This window comes from Luteimonas sp. e5, assembly GCF_054031035.1.
In genome coordinates this window covers 38,370-54,506 of the sequence record NZ_JBSTRX010000002.1, presented here as the reverse complement: position 1 = coordinate 54,506, position 16,137 = coordinate 38,370, and the positions used below count along the sequence as shown (strand labels likewise).

13 protein-coding genes and 1 pseudogene are annotated in these 16,137 nt (G+C 69.6%); 7 read left to right on the top strand and 7 right to left on the bottom strand.

Translation table 11 applies throughout. The features are described 5' to 3' along the window. Positions 1-74 precede the first annotated feature (74 nt). On the top strand, positions 75-1,616 hold the full coding sequence (gene gpmI / locus ACW11F_RS05660; RefSeq protein WP_456995941.1) for a 2,3-bisphosphoglycerate-independent phosphoglycerate mutase: 1,542 nt from the start codon (positions 75-77) through the stop codon (positions 1,614-1,616). Next, a complete protein-coding gene (locus ACW11F_RS05655) occupies positions 1,613-2,854 on the top strand; it encodes a murein hydrolase activator EnvC family protein (protein ID WP_456995940.1) in 1,242 nt (413 codons plus the stop codon). Before gpmI ends, ACW11F_RS05655 begins: the two co-directional genes overlap by 4 nt. Before the next feature lie 7 nt (positions 2,855-2,861). Here the strand turns inward: ACW11F_RS05655 and ACW11F_RS05650 are convergent, their stop codons facing one another. After that, the gene (locus ACW11F_RS05650) at positions 2,862-4,247 is read right to left on the bottom strand and encodes an AmpG family muropeptide MFS transporter (RefSeq protein ID WP_456995939.1); all 1,386 of its coding nucleotides are present in this window, start codon (positions 4,245-4,247) and stop codon (positions 2,862-2,864) included. Between the two features lie 64 nt (positions 4,248-4,311). Continuing rightward, positions 4,312-5,136, bottom strand: coding sequence for an exodeoxyribonuclease III (locus tag ACW11F_RS05645; protein ID WP_456995938.1), 825 nt, complete (start codon positions 5,134-5,136; stop codon positions 4,312-4,314). Positions 5,137-5,256: 120 nt separating this feature from the next. Here ACW11F_RS05645 and pyrE point away from each other — a divergent pair, with 120 nt between their 5' ends. Continuing rightward, positions 5,257-5,913 (top strand): orotate phosphoribosyltransferase, encoded by a 657-nt coding sequence (gene pyrE / locus ACW11F_RS05640; RefSeq protein ID WP_456995937.1) that lies wholly within the window; start codon positions 5,257-5,259, stop codon positions 5,911-5,913. 31 nt (positions 5,914-5,944) lie between these two features. Then, a complete protein-coding gene (locus ACW11F_RS05635; RefSeq protein WP_456995936.1) occupies positions 5,945-6,616 on the top strand; it encodes a hypothetical protein in 672 nt (223 codons plus the stop codon). Positions 6,617-6,623: 7 nt separating this feature from the next. Here the strand turns inward: ACW11F_RS05635 and ACW11F_RS05630 are convergent, their stop codons facing one another. The 3 genes and pseudogenes from ACW11F_RS05630 to coaBC form a co-directional block, all read right to left on the bottom strand. Then, a complete protein-coding gene (locus ACW11F_RS05630) occupies positions 6,624-8,954 on the bottom strand; it encodes a phosphomannomutase/phosphoglucomutase (protein ID WP_456995934.1) in 2,331 nt (776 codons plus the stop codon). Between the two features lie 12 nt (positions 8,955-8,966). Continuing rightward, entirely contained in the window at positions 8,967-9,425 is a 459-nt protein-coding gene (gene dut, locus ACW11F_RS05625) for a dUTP diphosphatase (protein ID WP_456995933.1), read from the bottom strand. Further along, positions 9,425-10,644, bottom strand: a pseudogene (gene coaBC, locus ACW11F_RS05620) (bifunctional phosphopantothenoylcysteine decarboxylase/phosphopantothenate--cysteine ligase CoaBC). Before coaBC ends, dut begins: the two are co-directional and overlap by 1 nt. Positions 10,645-10,749: 105 nt before the next feature. Between coaBC and radC the strand changes: the two are divergent. Next, positions 10,750-11,424, top strand: a complete 675-nt coding sequence (gene radC, locus ACW11F_RS05615) for a RadC family protein (RefSeq protein ID WP_456995932.1) — start codon at positions 10,750-10,752, stop codon at positions 11,422-11,424. A 42-nt stretch (positions 11,425-11,466) separates the two neighbouring features. Here radC and ACW11F_RS05610 read toward each other — a convergent pair whose 3' ends face one another. Then, the gene (locus tag ACW11F_RS05610) at positions 11,467-12,294 is read right to left on the bottom strand and encodes a carboxypeptidase regulatory-like domain-containing protein (protein WP_456995931.1); all 828 of its coding nucleotides are present in this window, start codon (positions 12,292-12,294) and stop codon (positions 11,467-11,469) included. 247 nt (positions 12,295-12,541) lie between these two features. Between ACW11F_RS05610 and argS the strand changes: the two genes are divergently transcribed. Both argS and ACW11F_RS05600 read left to right on the top strand, forming a co-directional pair. Continuing rightward, on the top strand, positions 12,542-14,230 hold the full coding sequence (argS, locus tag ACW11F_RS05605; protein ID WP_456995930.1) for an arginine--tRNA ligase: 1,689 nt from the start codon (positions 12,542-12,544) through the stop codon (positions 14,228-14,230). 106 nt (positions 14,231-14,336) lie between these two features. Then, positions 14,337-15,221 carry an SPOR domain-containing protein gene (locus tag ACW11F_RS05600; RefSeq protein WP_456996543.1) on the top strand — a complete coding sequence of 295 codons (885 nt, stop codon included), beginning with the start codon at positions 14,337-14,339 and terminating at the stop codon, positions 15,219-15,221. A gap of 46 nt (positions 15,222-15,267) precedes the next feature. On the opposite strand, the gene ACW11F_RS05595 is transcribed toward ACW11F_RS05600, so the two are convergent. After that, complete coding sequence (locus tag ACW11F_RS05595; RefSeq protein WP_456995929.1) at positions 15,268-16,107, bottom strand: alpha/beta hydrolase; 840 nt, start codon at positions 16,105-16,107, stop codon at positions 15,268-15,270. Positions 16,108-16,137 lie beyond the last annotated feature (30 nt).

The following is a 16,137-nucleotide window of genomic DNA, read 5'->3' as shown; positions in this document are numbered from 1 at the left end:
CCTTCAGGGCGTGCGGACTACAATTCCACACTCCGCGCCCTTGCGCATGCGCCACAAGTCACTGGTTCCCGTCCATGTCGCACGTCCCTGCCCGCCCCAAGCCCGTGGTGCTCCTGATCCTTGATGGCTGGGGCCATCGCGAGGATCCGCGCGACAACGCGCTGGCACTGGCCCAGATCCCGAACTGGCGGCGGCTGTGGGCCGAACACCCGCACACGCTGATCCATACCGAGGGCCGCCACGTCGGCCTGCCCGATGGGCAGATGGGCAATTCCGAGGTCGGCCACATGAACCTCGGTGCCGGGCGCATCGTGTACCAGGACCTGACCCGCATCGATGCCGCGATCGAGGACGGCTCGTTCTTCGACAATGCGGCGCTGGTCGCGGCCTGCAGCGCGGCCAGGGACGGCGGCGGCACCCTGCACCTGATGGGCCTGCTCTCGCCCGGTGGCGTGCACAGCCACGAGCGCCACCTGTTCGCGATGCTGCGGCTGGCCGCACGCCTGGGCGTGCCGCGCGTCGCGGTGCATGCCTTCCTCGACGGCCGCGACACCCCGCCGCGTTCGGCGCAGGCGAGCCTGGAAGCGCTGCAGGCGCTGTGCGACGAGCTCGGCAATGCGCGCATCGCCAGCCTCGCCGGACGTTATTACGCGATGGACCGCGACCAGCGCTGGGAGCGCGTGCAGGCGGCATGGGAAGCGATGGTCGAAGCCCACGCGGCGCATGCCGCCGCGACCGCGCTCGACGCCCTGCAGGCCGCCTACGCGCGCGATGAGAACGACGAATTCGTGCAGCCCACGCTGATCGCCGGCGGCGCACGCTTCGAGGATGGCGATGCCGCGGTGCTGATGAACTTCCGCGCCGACCGTGCGCGCCAGCTCGCCGCCGCCTTCGTGCAACCGGACTTCGACGGGTTTGCCGCGCGCAGGCCGCAGCTGCGCAGCTTCGTCTGCCTCACCGAATACGATGCGCGCCTGCCGGCGACGCTGGCCTTCCCGCCCGAAGACCTCGCCAACACCCTGGGTGAAGTGCTCGCCGCGCATGGCCTGCGCCAGTTGCGCATCGCCGAAACCGAAAAGTACGCACACGTCACCTTCTTCTTCAGCGGTGGCCGCGAGGACCTGTACCCCGGCGAGGAGCGCGTGCTGATCCCCAGTCCCAAGGTCGCCACCTACGACCTGCAGCCGGAAATGAGTTGCCCGGAACTGACCGCGAAGCTGGTCGCGGCAATCGGCGAACATGCCTTCGACGTGATCATCTGCAACATCGCCAACCCGGACATGGTCGGACATACCGGGGTGCTGGCCGCCGCGATCAAGGCCGCCGAAGCAGTCGATCAGGCGCTGGGCGAAATCGGCGCCGCGGTGCAGGCGGCCGGCGGTGCGATGCTGGTCACCGCCGACCACGGCAATCTGGAAATGATGCGCGACCCGGACACCGGGCAACCGCATACCGCGCACACCGTCGGCCCGGTGCCGCTGGTGTACCTCGGTGATCGCGCCGAGGTGCAGCTGCGTGCCGGCGGCGCACTGCGCGACGTCGCGCCCACCCTGCTCGACCTGCTCGGCATCGAGCCGCCCGCGCAGATGAGCGGACGCAGCCTGCTGCGCGCATGAAGCCCGCGCCGCGCGCCCTGGCTGCCTGCCTCGCACTGGCTCTGGTGGCGGTGGCCGGCAAGGCGCAGGACACCGGCGAAACCGAGCGCAAGCTGCGCGAGCTGCGCAAGGAGCTGCGCCAGATCGGCAGCGAGCGGCGCAAGCTGGAAGGCGAGCGTGGTGCGGCCACCCGAGCGGTACGCGATGCCGATGAAACCGTGGCGCGCAGTGCACGCGCGCTGGCCGAAACGCGCAACGCGATCGATGCACAGCAGGCGCGACTGACGCAGCTGCAGACACAGCGCCGCGAACTGCAGACACGCCTTGCCGGCCAGCGTGAGGAACTGGCGCGACTGGTGCGCGCTGCCTATCTCGTCGGCAGCGATGCGCCGCTCAAGGTGCTGCTGTCGCAAGACCAGGTCGCACGCGGCAACCGCGACTTGGTGCTGTACGGCGCACTGCAACGCGACCGCGCACGGCGCATCCGCGAAATCGGCGGCCAGCTGGCGGAACTGACCACGCTGGAGGAGGAGATCACCCGGGAGCGCACGCAACTGGCGCAGGCGCAGCAGCGCCAGCAGCAGGAGTTGGCCGAGCTTGAACGCCAGCGTCAGGAGCGCGGCAAGGTGCTGGCGCAGGTGGACGCACAGTACAAGGACAAGGCCAGCCGCGAGAAGGCACTGGGCCAGGATGCGCGCGCACTGGAACGGGTGCTGGCGCAACTGCGCGCGGCCGCCGCGCGTGCCGAACGCGAACGCCGCGCCGCCGCCGAACGCGCCCGACGCGAGCAGGCCGCGCGCGAGCGTGCCGCACGCAACAATGGGGCAGCCCCGGCAGCGTCCACCCCGGCGCCACGTGTTGCGCGTGCGGCACCGGTCGCGGTCGGCGGTGCCGGCTGGCCGCTGAGTGGCAGCCTGCTGGCCGGCTTCGGCGGCACCATGCCCGACGGCAGCGCCAGCAGTGGCCTGTTGATCGCCGCCGCTGCCGGCGCGCCGGTGCGTGCGGTGGCCGACGGCCAGGTGGTGTTTGCCGAATGGATGAGCGGCTACGGCCTGCTCGCCATCGTCGACCATGGCAACGGCTACATGAGCCTGTACGCGCACAACGACGCGCTGATGAAGGATGTCGGCGCCACGGTCAAGCGTGGCGACGTGCTCGGCAGCGTCGGCAATTCCGGCGGCCAGGGCCAGCCGGCGCTGTATTTCGAACTGCGCCGCGCCGGCAAGCCGGTCAATCCTTCGGTATGGCTGAAGCGCTGAAGCGCGCTCAGCTGCGGGTCGCCGGTACCTCGCCACCCAGCGCCACCCGCGGTCGCAGCCAGAAGAACAGCAGCAGCGCCGGCACGATCAGCACCACGGTGAGGATGAAATACAGGCTGTAGCCGAGTGCGATTTCCGACAACTGGGTCTGCACGCCAAAGCGCTGCATCAGCCGCCCGCCAAGGCCGCCGACGCTCTCCACGATCCAGCCCGAACCGGCGCCCAGCAGCTTGCCGGGCAGGGTGATCAGCGAGGAAAACAGCGCGTACTGGGTGGCGGTGTAGCGCTGGTTGACCAGCGCCGACAAGTAGGCCACCGCGGCGGTGCCGAGGAAGCCCTGGGCGAAGTTCTCGCCGGAAATCACCAGGGTCAGCATCGGCACGCTGCCGTTGTGGCCGATCAGCAAGAGGTACAGCAGGTTGCTGAGCGCACCCATCACGATCGCCGCCAGCAGGCTGCGCTGGATGCCCCAGCGCGCCACCGCGACGCCACCGGCGAACGCGCCAACGATGCCGATCCAGATGCCGTAGACCTTGGTCACCGCCGCGATCTGGGTCAGCGAAAAACCCTGATCCAGATAGAACGGGCCCATCAGCCCGCCAACCATCGCCTGGTCGGAAATCTTGAACAGCAGGATGAAGGCCAGCAGCGCCACCGCCACGCGGGTGCCGAAGCGACGGAAGAAGTCGGCGAACGGCTCGACCACGCCTTCGCGCAGCCCTTGCTTCCAGTCCTGGGCGCGCTCGCGCAACAGCGCCGGCTCACGCGCCAGCAGATTGGCCAGCAGCGGGATCAGCATGAACACGGCCATCGCCTGATATACCCGCGCCCAGGCCATGTGCACGCCGACCAGCCGCGCCAGCCAGTCTGCCAGCAGCAGCGCCACCGCGCCGGTGACGATCAGCGCGATGCGATAGCCCAGCGAATACACCGCCACCAGCGCGCCCTGTGCCTCGGGCGGCGCGATCTCGATGCGATAGGCATCCACCGCGATGTCCAGCGTGGCCCCGGCCAGCGCCACCAGCAGCACCAGCGGCACGAACCATTGCAGCCGTGCCGGGGTCAGCAGCGACATCGCCAGCAGCCCGCCGATCACCAGCAACTGCGCCAGCAGGATCCAGCTGCGGCGCTGGCCCAGCCGCGCCAGCAGCGGCAGCCGCCAGCGATCCACCAGCGGCGCCCACAGGAACTTCAGCGAATAGGCCATGCCGGCGCTGGCGATCAGGGTGATGTCGCGCAGCACCAGGTTTTCCTGGCGCAGCCAGTAGGCCAGGGTGCCGGCCACCAGCAAAAACGGCAGCCCCGAGGCGAAGCCGAAGAAGAACATCGTCCACGAGGACGGATGGGTGAACGCCTCCCATACGGAAGGCTTGCGGGCGGGGGCTGCGGACATGGATGGCCTTTGCGGAAACCTCCGGCATCCTAGCCGACGCCCTCCACGCCGCGCATCCGTCACCTCACGACGCGGTGTGGTGTTCGGTCAGGTCGTACTCGACCAAATAAGGCGCATGGTCGGAGAACTTCGGCTCGGGGAAGATCTCGACGTGGCGGATACGCTCGGCCAGCGCCGGCGTCACCAGCTGGTAGTCGATGCGCCAACCGACGTTGTTGGCCCGCGCCTGTCCGCGCTGGCTCCACCACGTGTATTCCACCGCATCCGGGCGTGCCACGCGGAAGCTGTCCTTCCAGCCGCCGCGCGCCGGCTGGCACAGGCCGTCATGGCAGTCGTCGTCGATCATCCCCGACAGCCAGGCGCGCTCGTGCGGCAGGCAGCCGGAGTTCTTCTGGTTGCCACTCCAATTCTTGATGTCGTTGCGCGAACGCACGATGTTCCAGTCGCCGCACAACACGTAGTCGCGCCCACTGGCCAGCCACTGCTCGAGGATCGGCCGCAACCAGGCCATCACCTCCTCCTTGATGCCCTGGCGCGTCTCGCCCGAACTGCCGGACGGGATGTAGAAGCTGACCACCGACAGATTGCCGAAGCGCGCTTCGATGTAACGGCCTTCCTCGTCGAAATCCTCGCGCCCGAGCGCGGTGCGCACTTCGTCCGGCTCGCGCCGGCTGTAGATCGCCACCCCGCTGTAGCCCTTCTTCACCGTGGAGTCGCGGAAATACGCGTGATAACCCTCGGGCAGATAGTCGCTGACACGCAGCTGGTGTTCCTGCGCCTTGGTTTCCTGCACGCACAGGATGTCGATGTCCTGTGCAGCGAACCACTCGAAGAAGCCCTTGCGGGTGGCCGAACGCAGGCCGTTGGCGTTGAAGCTGAGGATGCGCATCGGCGCCTCGTCGACGGAATCGGGCGGCCAGCATGCAGGGCGTGCGCGGCGATGTCCAACCGCGGCTGCGACGCTGGCCGGTTTCGGCGAAAATGGCACCAATCCCCACGAGTCCGGCGCATGAGCGACCACCGCACCCGCTTCCTCGATGCCGCGCTGCGCGCCGACGCCCTGCGCTTTGGCGAGTTCACCCTGAAGTCCGGGCGCGTCAGCCCGTACTTCTTCAACGCCGGGCGCTTCGATTCCGGTGCCGCGCTGGCCACGCTGGGGCGCTGCTATGCCGATGCGGTCGCTGCCGCCGGGCTCGAATTCGACCTGCTGTTCGGCCCCGCGTACAAGGGCATCCCGCTGGCCACCGCGATGGCCTGTGCACTGGCCGGCGATGGCCGCGACCTGCCGCTGGCCTTCAACCGCAAGGAAGCCAAGGCGCATGGCGAAGGCGGGCAGCTGATCGGTGCGCCGCTGGCCGGGCGCCGGGTGCTGATCGTCGATGACGTGATCACCGCCGGCACCGCGATCCGCGAAGCGCTGGCCCTGATCGCCGAGGCCGGCGGCGTGCCCGCGGGGATCGTGATCGGCCTTGACCGCCAGGAGGTCGTGCGCGAGGACGACCCGCGCTCGGCCGCGCGCGCAGTCGCCGAAGAACACGACATCCCGGTGGTCGCGGTCGCCACGCTGGGCGACCTGCTCGATTTCACGGCACAATCGGAACAGCTTGCCGGCCAGCGTGCGGCACTCGCCGACTATCGCCACCGTTACGGCGCACGCTCGACCTGACATCCTTCGATCCTCCCGCCTGGAGCCCGCCATGTCCCGCCTGTTGTCGTTCGCCACCCTCGCCCTGCTCATCGCAGGCGGCAGCGCGCTGGCCCAGGACAAGGCCGCGAAGAAGCTGTATTGCTGGGACGAGAACGGCCGCCGCGTGTGCGGTGATGCATTGCCGGCCTCGGCGGTGGACAGTGCACGCACCGAGATCAGTGCGCGCAGCGGCCTGCCGGGCGCGCACATCGGGCGCGCACCGACCGCCGCCGAGCGTGCCGCGCTGGCCGAACAGGCCGAAGCCGAACGCCTGCGCCGGGAGCAGGCCGCCGCCGAGGCGCGGCGCGACCTCGCGCTGGCCGAATCCTACGAATCCGAGGATGCGCTGCGTCAGGCCTACCGCATCCGTTACGAGCTGGTCGACGAAGGTCTGAAGACCTCCAAAATGGCGATCGACAACCAGCAACGCAGCCTGCTGCGACTGTTGCAGGCGGCGGCCGATGCCGAGCTCAAGGGCGGCAAGGTGCCCGACAGGCTGGCGCAGAACGTGTTGACGCAGCGCGCCTCGGTGCTCGATGCGCGGCGTGCGCATGCGCTGCAGCAGGCCGAACGCGTCGCACTGGACCGGCAACTGGCCGAGGCCATCACGCGCTACCGCAAGGCGCGTGGCCTTGATGCAGCCGACGAGGCCGCGCCGCCGGCATCCGCGGCGCGGCCCTGAGCCGGGCTCAGAACGGCAGTTCCAGTCCCGGCTCCAGCGCCAGCAGGCGCTCGCGGAAGGCCGTCTGGATGCGCGTCAGCGCGGCCACGTCATCCGCCTCGAAACGCAGCACCAGCACTGGCGTGGTGTTGGAAGCACGCACCAGGCCCCAGCCATCGGGCCAGTCCGCGCGCAAGCCGTCGATGGTGGTCGAGCGCGCATCGGCGAAATCGCCTTCGGCAACGAAGCGCTCGATGAACGCATGCGGCTCCGGCACCGGGATCTTCAGCTCCGGGGTGCTCACGCCTTCGGGGATGGCGGCGAACACCGCATCCGCGCCTTCCTCGCGCGCGGCGAGGATTTCCAGCAGCCGCGCGGCGGAATAGATGCCGTCATCGAAGCCGAACCAGCGCTCGGCGAAGAAGAAGTGCCCGCTCATCTCGCCGGCCAGTTCGGCACCGGTCTCGCGCATGCGTGCCTTGATCAGCGAGTGGCCGGTCTTCCACATCTCCGGGCTGCCGGCATGGCGCATGATCCAGCCATGCAGTGCGCCGCTGCACTTCACGTCATACACGATCACTGCGCCGGGCTGGCGCTCCAGCACGTCGGCGGCGAACAACATCAGCAGGCGGTCGGGGAAGATGTTGCTGCCGGCCGGGGTGATCACCCCCAGGCGGTCGCCGTCGCCATCGAAAGCCAGGCCGATGTCGGCCCCGGTCGAAACCACCATGCGCCGCAGGTCGGCGAGGTTGGCCGGTTCGCTGGGATCGGGATGGTGGTTGGGGAAGGTGCCGTCGATTTCGCAGTAAAGCTCGGTAACCTCGGCGCCGATCGCCTGCAGCACGCGCGGACCGAGCTCACCGGCGGCGCCGTTGCCCGCATCCACCACCACCTTCAGCGGACGCGCCAGGCGAATGTCCGAGGCGACGCGTTGCACGTAGTCTTCGCTCACGTCGCGCTGGCTCAGCGCGCCGGGTTGCGCTGCGCGGTGCAGGTCATCCTCGACGATGCGCCGGTGCAGGTCGACGATGGCATCGCCGGACAGGGTTTCACCGCCGACCACGATCTTGAAGCCGTTGTAATCGGGCGGGTTGTGGCTGCCGGTGACCGCCACGCAGGAACCGGCCTCGTCCTGGGCCGCAGCGAAATACACCAGGGGCGTCGGTGCAAGGCCGATGTCGACCACCTCGCGGCCGCTCTCGCGCAAGCCCGCGATCAGCGCGCCGGCCATCTCCGGGCCGGACAGGCGGCCATCACGGCCGACCACGATGTGGCGCAGGCCTTTCGAGTGCATCACGCTGCCGATGGCCAGGCCGATCGCACGCGCCACGTCGGCGTTCAGGCTTTCCCCGACCACGCCGCGGATGTCGTAGGCACGGAAAATGCCGCGGTCGAGCGCGGGTGCACTCGGCACGGGCACGGGCGTGACCGCGGCTTCGGCGGCGGCGGCCGGTGGCGCCGGCACGTCATCGGGCAACAGCGGCGGTGGCGGCACCGCGTGGCCGATGGCGTCGGCAAGCGTGGGCTCATCGTCGACCTGCTGCGTTGGCGCCGTGCGACGCAGCCGCGGCCACAACAGCACCAGCACCGCCATCAGCAGCAGCAACGCGCCGGCGGCAAGCGCGGGAATGGCACCCAGCCCGAACGGCCCCGGCAATATGCGTGGGCCACTGGCCAGCACGCGCAACTCACTGCCGGCCACCTTGGCGGCGCCGCCTTCGGCGACACCGACCAGGCCGGCATCGCCTTTTTCCAGCACCGTGGCGGTGCCTTGGCGCAGCGCCAGATAACCATTGCCGGGGTCGATGCTGTCGAACGCACCCTGCAATGGCTGCAACGGCCAGGCCACGATGCCGACATGCTCTTCGCCCAGCGCTACCGCGCCAAACAGGGCATTGCCCTTGCCGCCACGCGCCACGCGCAGCGCCGGCTCGCCTTCGGCCAGCGCCTGCTCGGCCAGCGCCAGCGCGCCATAACCGGTTTCGGGCAGGCCGGCATAGGCGGCCTCCAGGTCCGCCGCCAGCACGCGGGTCTCAAGTGCGCCCGTGGCCGCGGCGGCGAAGGCATCGGTCAGTGCCTGCGCATCACCGGCCTGGACCGCAGCGGCGACATCGGGCGCGGCGGCCACATCAACGGTCTGCTTGCGGGTCGTGGCCAGCACCTGGGTGACGTCCTGCACCACCCGCTCGCGCTGCGCCTGCAATGCATCGCCTGCGGCCTTGGCCTGCCATTGGCCAAAGCCGGCCCACAGCAGCCACGCCGCGAGCACGGCCAGCAGCAGCGCCAGCAAGGGCCGCGCCCGTTCCGCGGAACCGGTCTGCAATGACAGCCGCCGCTGCCGCGTGCTTTTTTCATTCATGGATGATCCCCCTCAACGCAAGCCGGTATGGCCGAAACCGCCGGCACCGCGCTCACTGGTTGCGAATTCTTCGACCACCTGCAAGCGCGCACGCACCACCGGCATCAGCACCAGTTGCGCGATGCGATCGCCGGGCTGGATGTCGAACGCCTCGCTGCTGCGGTTCCACAGGCTGACCATCAACGGGCCCTGGTAATCGGCATCGATCAGGCCGGTGCCATTGCCGAGCACGATGCCATGCCGGTGGCCCAGGCCCGAGCGCGGCAGCACCAGCGCACACAAGGCAGGGTCGGCGATGTGCACGCTGACCCCGGAAGGCACCAGTGCACTCTCGCCGGCCTGCAGCGTCAACGGTGCGTCCAGCGCGGCGCGCAGGTCCATGCCGGCACTGGCCACGGTGGCGTAATCGGGCAGCGGCCACTGGTCGCCCAGTCGCTGGTCGAGGATTTTCAGTTGCAGCACATGGTGCATCAGGCAAGTTCCCGTTCGATCAGGTCCAGCAGGCGCGCGGCGATTTCACGCTTGTCGGCAGGGCCGAGCCGCGCCTGCCCGGCGGCCCAGAATACGTGCAATTCATTGTCGTCGGCCTCGAAGCCGCTGCCGGCGACGCCGACGCGGTTGGCACAGATCATGTCGACCCGCTTGGCCGCCAGCTTGCCGCGCGCATGCGGCTCGAGCGCCTCGGTTTCGGCGGCGAAGCCGACCACCCGACGTGGCCGGCGTTGATGCGCGGCGACATCGGCGAGGATGTCGCGGGTGCGCACCAGTTGCAGGGAAAGGCCTTCTTCGCCCGCCTGCTTTTTCATTTTTTGCGTCGCCACCTGCGCCGGGGTGAAGTCGGCCACCGCGGCGGCGCCGATGTACAGCTCCAGCGGCGGCTGCAGCGCGCCCATCACCGCAGCATGCATCTGCGCCGCACTGCGCACGTCGTGCCGCTGCACGCCCTCGGGCGTGGCCAGGTTGACCGGTCCGGCGACCAGCACGACATCGGCACCGCGCGTCGCGGCTTCGGCGGCGATGGCGAAACCCATCTTGCCGCTGGAACGGTTGCCGATGAAGCGCACCGGGTCGATGTCTTCCCAGGTCGGCCCGGCACTGACCAGCACCCGCTTGCCGGCCAGACTCATGCCGCCCCGCCGAGCAATGCGTCGATGATCTCGTCCGGCTCGCTCATGCGCCCGGCCCCGCTCTCGCCGCAGGCCTGCGCGCCCTCGCCGGGGCCGATCACGTGCATGCCGCGCGCCTCGAGCAACGCCATGTTGGCGCGGGTCGCGGGGTTCAGCCACATGCGGTGATTCATTGCCGGCGCCAGATGGATCGGTGCGGTGGTCGCCAGACACAGGGTGCTGATCAGGTCATCGGCAAAGCCATGCGCGAGCCGCGCAAGGGTGTTGGCGGTGGCCGGCGCAAGCAGCACCGCATCGGCCCAGCGCGCAAGTTCGATATGCCCCATCGCCGCTTCCGCCGCCGCATCCCACAGGCTGGTCCGCACCGGCTTGCCGGACACCGCCTGCAACGTGGCCGCGCCGATGAAGTGCTGCGCGTTCTCGCTCATCACCACCTGCACCTCGATCTCGCGTTCGCGCAGGCGACGCACCAGCTCCGGCGTCTTGTAGGCGGCCACGCCGCCGCTCACGCACAGCAGCAATCGCCGGATGGGAGCCTTGCCCGGGTTCACGGTGGGGAAAATCCTGCGCCAAGCCGAGCATTCAGCTTAACCGATGCAGGTATTGCCCCGATCACATTGCCATGCCCGATGCGCGAGGCTTGCAGCACGCCATCGAAGGAGCCGTACATGCACATCCGTGATTGGCCACTCGCCGAACGCCCGCGCGAGAAGCTGCACCGGCAAGGCGCCAGCGCGCTCTCGGATGCGGAGCTGCTGGCGATCTTCCTCGGCTCCGGCCTGCGCGGGCAGGACGCGGTCAGCACCGCGCGCGCCCTGTTGACCGAACACGGCCCGCTGCGCCCCCTGCTCGAGCGCGATGCGCGGCAACTGGCGCGGCTGCCGGGCATCGGCCCGGCACGCGCCGCGGTGCTCGGCGCGGCGCTTGAACTGTCCACCCGCTTCATGGCCGCGCGGCTGGAGCGTGGCGAGGCACTCAACGACCCGCAGGCCGCCGGCCGCTATTTCGCCCATCGCCTGCGGCACCAGTCACGTGAAGTCTTCGCCGTGCTGTTCCTCGACAATCGCCATCGTGCGCTGGGCTTCGAGGAGCTGTTCAGCGGTACCCATGACAGCGCCGAAGTGCATCCGCGGGAAGTCGTGCGCCGCGCGTTGACGCACAACGCCGCCGCGGTGATGGTCGGCCACAATCATCCCAGCGGGCACCCGGAGCCAAGCGAGGCCGACCGCCGCATCACCCACGCACTCAAGCGCGCGCTGTCACTGGTGGATGTGCGCCTGCTGGACCATTTCGTGATCGGCGATGGCACACCGGTCTCGATGGCCGCGCGCGGCTGGGTGTGAACTGCACCGCTGGGCGTCGGCCACGAATCGGCCGCGGCGAGATCACTCGATGCTGGCGGCACCCTCGGCCGTGGTGCCCTGCAGGCGCAGCTTGTCCTTGCCGGCACCGGGGATCACCGCGGTCACCGACGGCTGCCAGGCGCCCTTGTAACCGACCCGCAGCAGCAGATCGACCGGGCCGGAATCCGCCATCCAGCGCGCGCTGAATGCATAGCGCCCGATCGGCACGTCCTTCAGCAGGTGCCCGTCAAACCGCTTCACCAGGGTTTCGCCGGCACTGCCATCGATCAGCGGCCCGTCCGGCACCAGGGTCAGTTCGACCTCGTCGTCCGACCAGTCCACGCCCGGCAGTATCAGGTCGAAATCGATCATCTCGCCGACATAGATGTCGTACTTGGGATCGCTGATCCCGGTCAGGTGCATCACCATGTTGCGCACCGCGCCCTCGGAAGAGCCGAACGGGCTGCCGACATCGCCCAGCCGCAACTCGTAATAGCCCCCGTGATAGGTGCGTTCGACCGTGCCGCCCGCCTGCCAGGTGGTGACTTCATGCCGCGGCAATTCGATCCGGTAGCGGCCCTGCGCATCGGTGACCGCACGCAGGTTGCTGTAGCTGACCAGCGTGTTGCGGGCGTGGACCTTGGCCCCCTCGATCGGCTCGCCGGCGGTGGTGGTGACCGTGCCCTTCATCACGAACGGCTCCACCGTGTCGTCGCCGCGGGCGCGTGCAGTGGTGGGCGCGTTGTCGGCGCTTGCCGTTGCCGCGTTGACGTCGGCCCCGTTGGCGGCCCCATTGGTGGCCTCGGTGTCCGCCGTGTCGCGACAGCCGGCCAATGCCAGCACGCCGCTGGCCAGCACAGCGGTGGACATCCGCAACATCACTCGCATCATCATCATTCCCTCCCCGTCTTTTCCGCCGAGAATACGCCAGCACGGCAGCTTTTCGGCATATTCGTGCCTGGCATGTGCCAACGGGTCGGGTGCCACCCACGCCTCGATCCGGCCCGACGCGGCCACGCCGGCACCGCGGCGATGCCCTGTCGCGGCTTCACGCCGACACGCGAGGGGTGCGGCCAAGCCGTACAATGTGCGGTCGCATCAAAGACCTGAAAACACCGTGAAAGCCCAGCTCCACGCCCTGGTCGCACAGGCGATCGACGCCCTGCGCGCCGACGGCACCCTGCCCGCCGACCTGCCCGCGCCCGACTTCGTCATCGAGCGTCCGCGCGAGGCCAGCCATGGCGATTTCTCCAGCAATGCGGCGATGCTGCTGGCCAAGGCCGCGCGCAGCAATCCGCGCCAACTGGCGCAGGCGCTGCTGGCCGCGCTGCCCGCCGATGCCGCGGTCGAGCGCGCCGAGATCGCCGGGCCGGGCTTCATCAACTTCCACCTCGCCCCGGCGGCCTGGCAGGGCGTGGTGCGTGCGGTGCATGCGCAGGGCGATGCCTACGGCCACAACGCCACTGGCGCCGGCCAGACGGTGGGCGTGGAATACGTCTCCGCCAATCCAACCGGACCCTTGCACGTGGGCCACGGCCGCGCCGCGGCGATCGGCGATTCGCTCGCCCGCGTGCTCGCCGCCAATGGCTGGAACGTGGTGCGCGAGTTCTACTACAACGACGCCGGCGTGCAGATCGAGAACCTGGCGCGTTCGGTGAAGGCGCGCATCGACGGCCATCGCCCGGGCGATGCCGATTGGCCGGCGGAGGCCTACAACGGCGAATACATTGCGGACGTCGCCGCCGCCTACCTCGCCGGTGAGTCGGTCGAGGTCGATGGCGAAGTCGTCGCCAGCCCGCGCGACCGCGATGACCTCGACGCCATCCGCCGCTTCGCCGTGGCCTGGCTGCGGCGCGAGCAGAACGCCGACCTGGCCGCATTCGCGGTCGGCTTCGACAACTATTACCTGGAATCCTCGCTGTATGCCGATGGCAAGGTCGAGGAAACCGTCGCCGAACTGGTGCGCAGCGGCCACACCTACGAGGAAGGCGGCGCGCTGTGGCTGCGCACCACCGAGTTCGGCGACGACAAGGACCGGGTGATGCGCAAGTCCGACGGCAGCTATACCTACTTCGTGCCGGACGTCGCCTACCACCGCAACAAGTGGCAGCGCGGCTGGACCCGTGCCATCACCGAGCTGGGCGCCGACCACCACGGCTCACTGGCGCGGGTGCGCGCCGGGCTGCAGGCGCTGGATGCCGGCATCCCCGCCGGCTATCCCGATTACGTGCTGCACCAGATGGTGACGGTGATGCGCGGCGGCGAGGAGGTGAAGCTGTCCAAGCGCGCCGGCAGCTACGTCACCCTGCGCGACCTGATCGACGAAGCCGGCAAGGATGCGACACGCTGGTTCTTGATCGCGCGCAAGCCCGATTCGCAGCTGACCTTCGACATCGACCTGGCGCGCTCGCAGTCCAACGACAATCCCGTGTACTACGTGCAGTACGCGCATGCGCGCATCCGCAGCCTGCTGCGCCAGGCTGCGGAAAAGAGTCTGGAAGTGGACATCGACCACGGCCTGGCACGATTGGAGTTGGTCGAGGATGCCGCGAGCCAGGCACTGATGGTCGAGCTGTCACGTTTCCCGGAGGTGGTAGAGGCCGCGGCGCTCACGCTCGAACCACACGCCATCGCCCAGTATCTGCGCGAATTGGCCAATGCCTTCCATGCCGCATGGCACGCGCAGCCGGTGCTGGTCGCCGACCACGACGAGCGCAACGCGCGCCTGGCACTGGCACTGGCCACCGCCCAGGTGCTGAAGAACGGCATGGCGCTGCTGGGCGTGGACGCGCCCGAACGCATGTAAACCCGCGCGCGCCCGCACATCGCGGCGCCGCGCGCAACGTACACTGAGCATGGCGCGCCGGCCGCGTGGCCGCCGCCCAATGCCCCATCTGAAGGAGTCGAAGTCGATGGCCGCACGACGCGGAAGATCGCAAGCCCGCCGCAGCGGCGGCAACCGCAACAACAGCCTGCCGGGCTGGGCCTGGCTGGTGCTGGGCGTGCTGCTGACGCTGATCGTGGTGCTGCTGGCCCCGCGGTTCATGGCCGGCGACGACGCGCGTGGCGGCTTCTTCCGCATCGGCGGGCCCGAGGCCGATCCCGATGCCCGCCCGCGCGGCAGCGCGCAAGCCGATGACGCTTTCGAGCCGGTCGCCAGCAGCCGTCCGGCCACCCCATCCAGCCCTCCTGCACCCGCCGCCAGCGAGTCCCCGACGCGCGCCGACTACGACTTCTACGACCTGCTGCCGGGCGAGGAAGTGGCGATGACCGACGCGCAGATCGCCGCGATCGCACGCGAGGAGGCGCGCCGCAAGGCCGCAGCCGAACGCGCCGCTGCCAGCGCCAACGATGCCGCGGCACAGGCCGCCGATGCGCATGCGCGCGCCGCGGCGGCCGCTGGTGGTTTGCCGCAACCGTTGCCGGAGCAGCCCCGCCCGACCGCCAGCGCCACGCCGCAGCCGGCACGACCGACCACCACGGCCGAAGCCCCGACGACGGCGTCGAGCACTGCACCTGCCGCGCCAAGTGCAGCCGCTGCGGGCAATGCCGACAGCAGCCCCGCGACGCCCTACATCCTGCAGGCCGGTGCCTTCCAGGCCAGCGGCGATGCCGAGGCGCTGAAGGCGCGCATCGCCCTGCTCGGGCTGAGCGCACGGGTCGAATCGGCGACCATCAATGGCAAGACCATGTACCGCGTACGCACCGGCCCCTATGCCAGCGCGGCGGAACTGGCCAGCGCCAAGTCCAAGCTGGATGCCGGCGGCCTGCAATCGGTGGCGATCCGCGCCAAGTAAGCGCGGCAACGGCGTGTGGCGAGCGGCTCGCCCGCTCGCCGCGCGCTCAGGCGAAGTGCCGATCCAGCCAGTCGCCCAGCGCGGCATACACCGGCGCGGCCTCGGCTTCGTTGAACAGCTCGTGGTACAGCTGCGGAAATTCCACCGCGCTCACCCTGTCCGCCGGCGCGGCGGCGGCGAAGCGGCGGCTGCCGTCGGGGTCGACCAGATGATCATCGCCGGCGAACAGCAGCAGGGTCCGGGTCGACCAGCCTGATGCCACGGCCACGACCTGCGGCCCGCTGTCGGCAATCCAGTGCGCGAGGCGACCACTGATGCGGTCATGGCACAGCGGGTCGGCTTCGTAGGCGGCCACCACCGCGGCGTCATGGCTGAGATATTTCGGCGGCAGGCCGTTGCCGAAGGCCAGCCGCGGCGCAATTCGTGCCAGCAGCGCCGCGCCCCGTCGCTGCCACCAGCGCATCCGCGTCGCCAATGCCGGCGAGGACAGCACCAGCCCATCGACCCTTGCTCCGGCGAGGCCAACCGCATCGGCGGCAACCAGTCCGCCCATGCTGTGGCCGAACAGGATCAGCGGCTGTCCCGCGGGCATCGTGGTGCGCACGCGCTCGATCATCTGCAGCAGATCCCGACGCAGGCGCAGCGGCTGATCCAGCCGTCCGCGCGCGCCGGTGGAGCGGCCGTGCCCGTAATGGTCATGCGCATGCACCGCGAAGCCGCGCGCGACCAACCACTGCGCCAGTCGCTCGTGCCGTGCGGCGTGTTCGCCCAAGCCATGCGCGATCAGCACCCGGCCACGGCAGGCGCGGCCGTCCGGCAATGACCAGTGATGCAGATGCAGGCGCGTGCCGTCGGCCTGCGGCAAGCCGTTGGCGTCCTCGCTCATCGGTGGCTGTCGGCGTTGTCCATCTGCCGG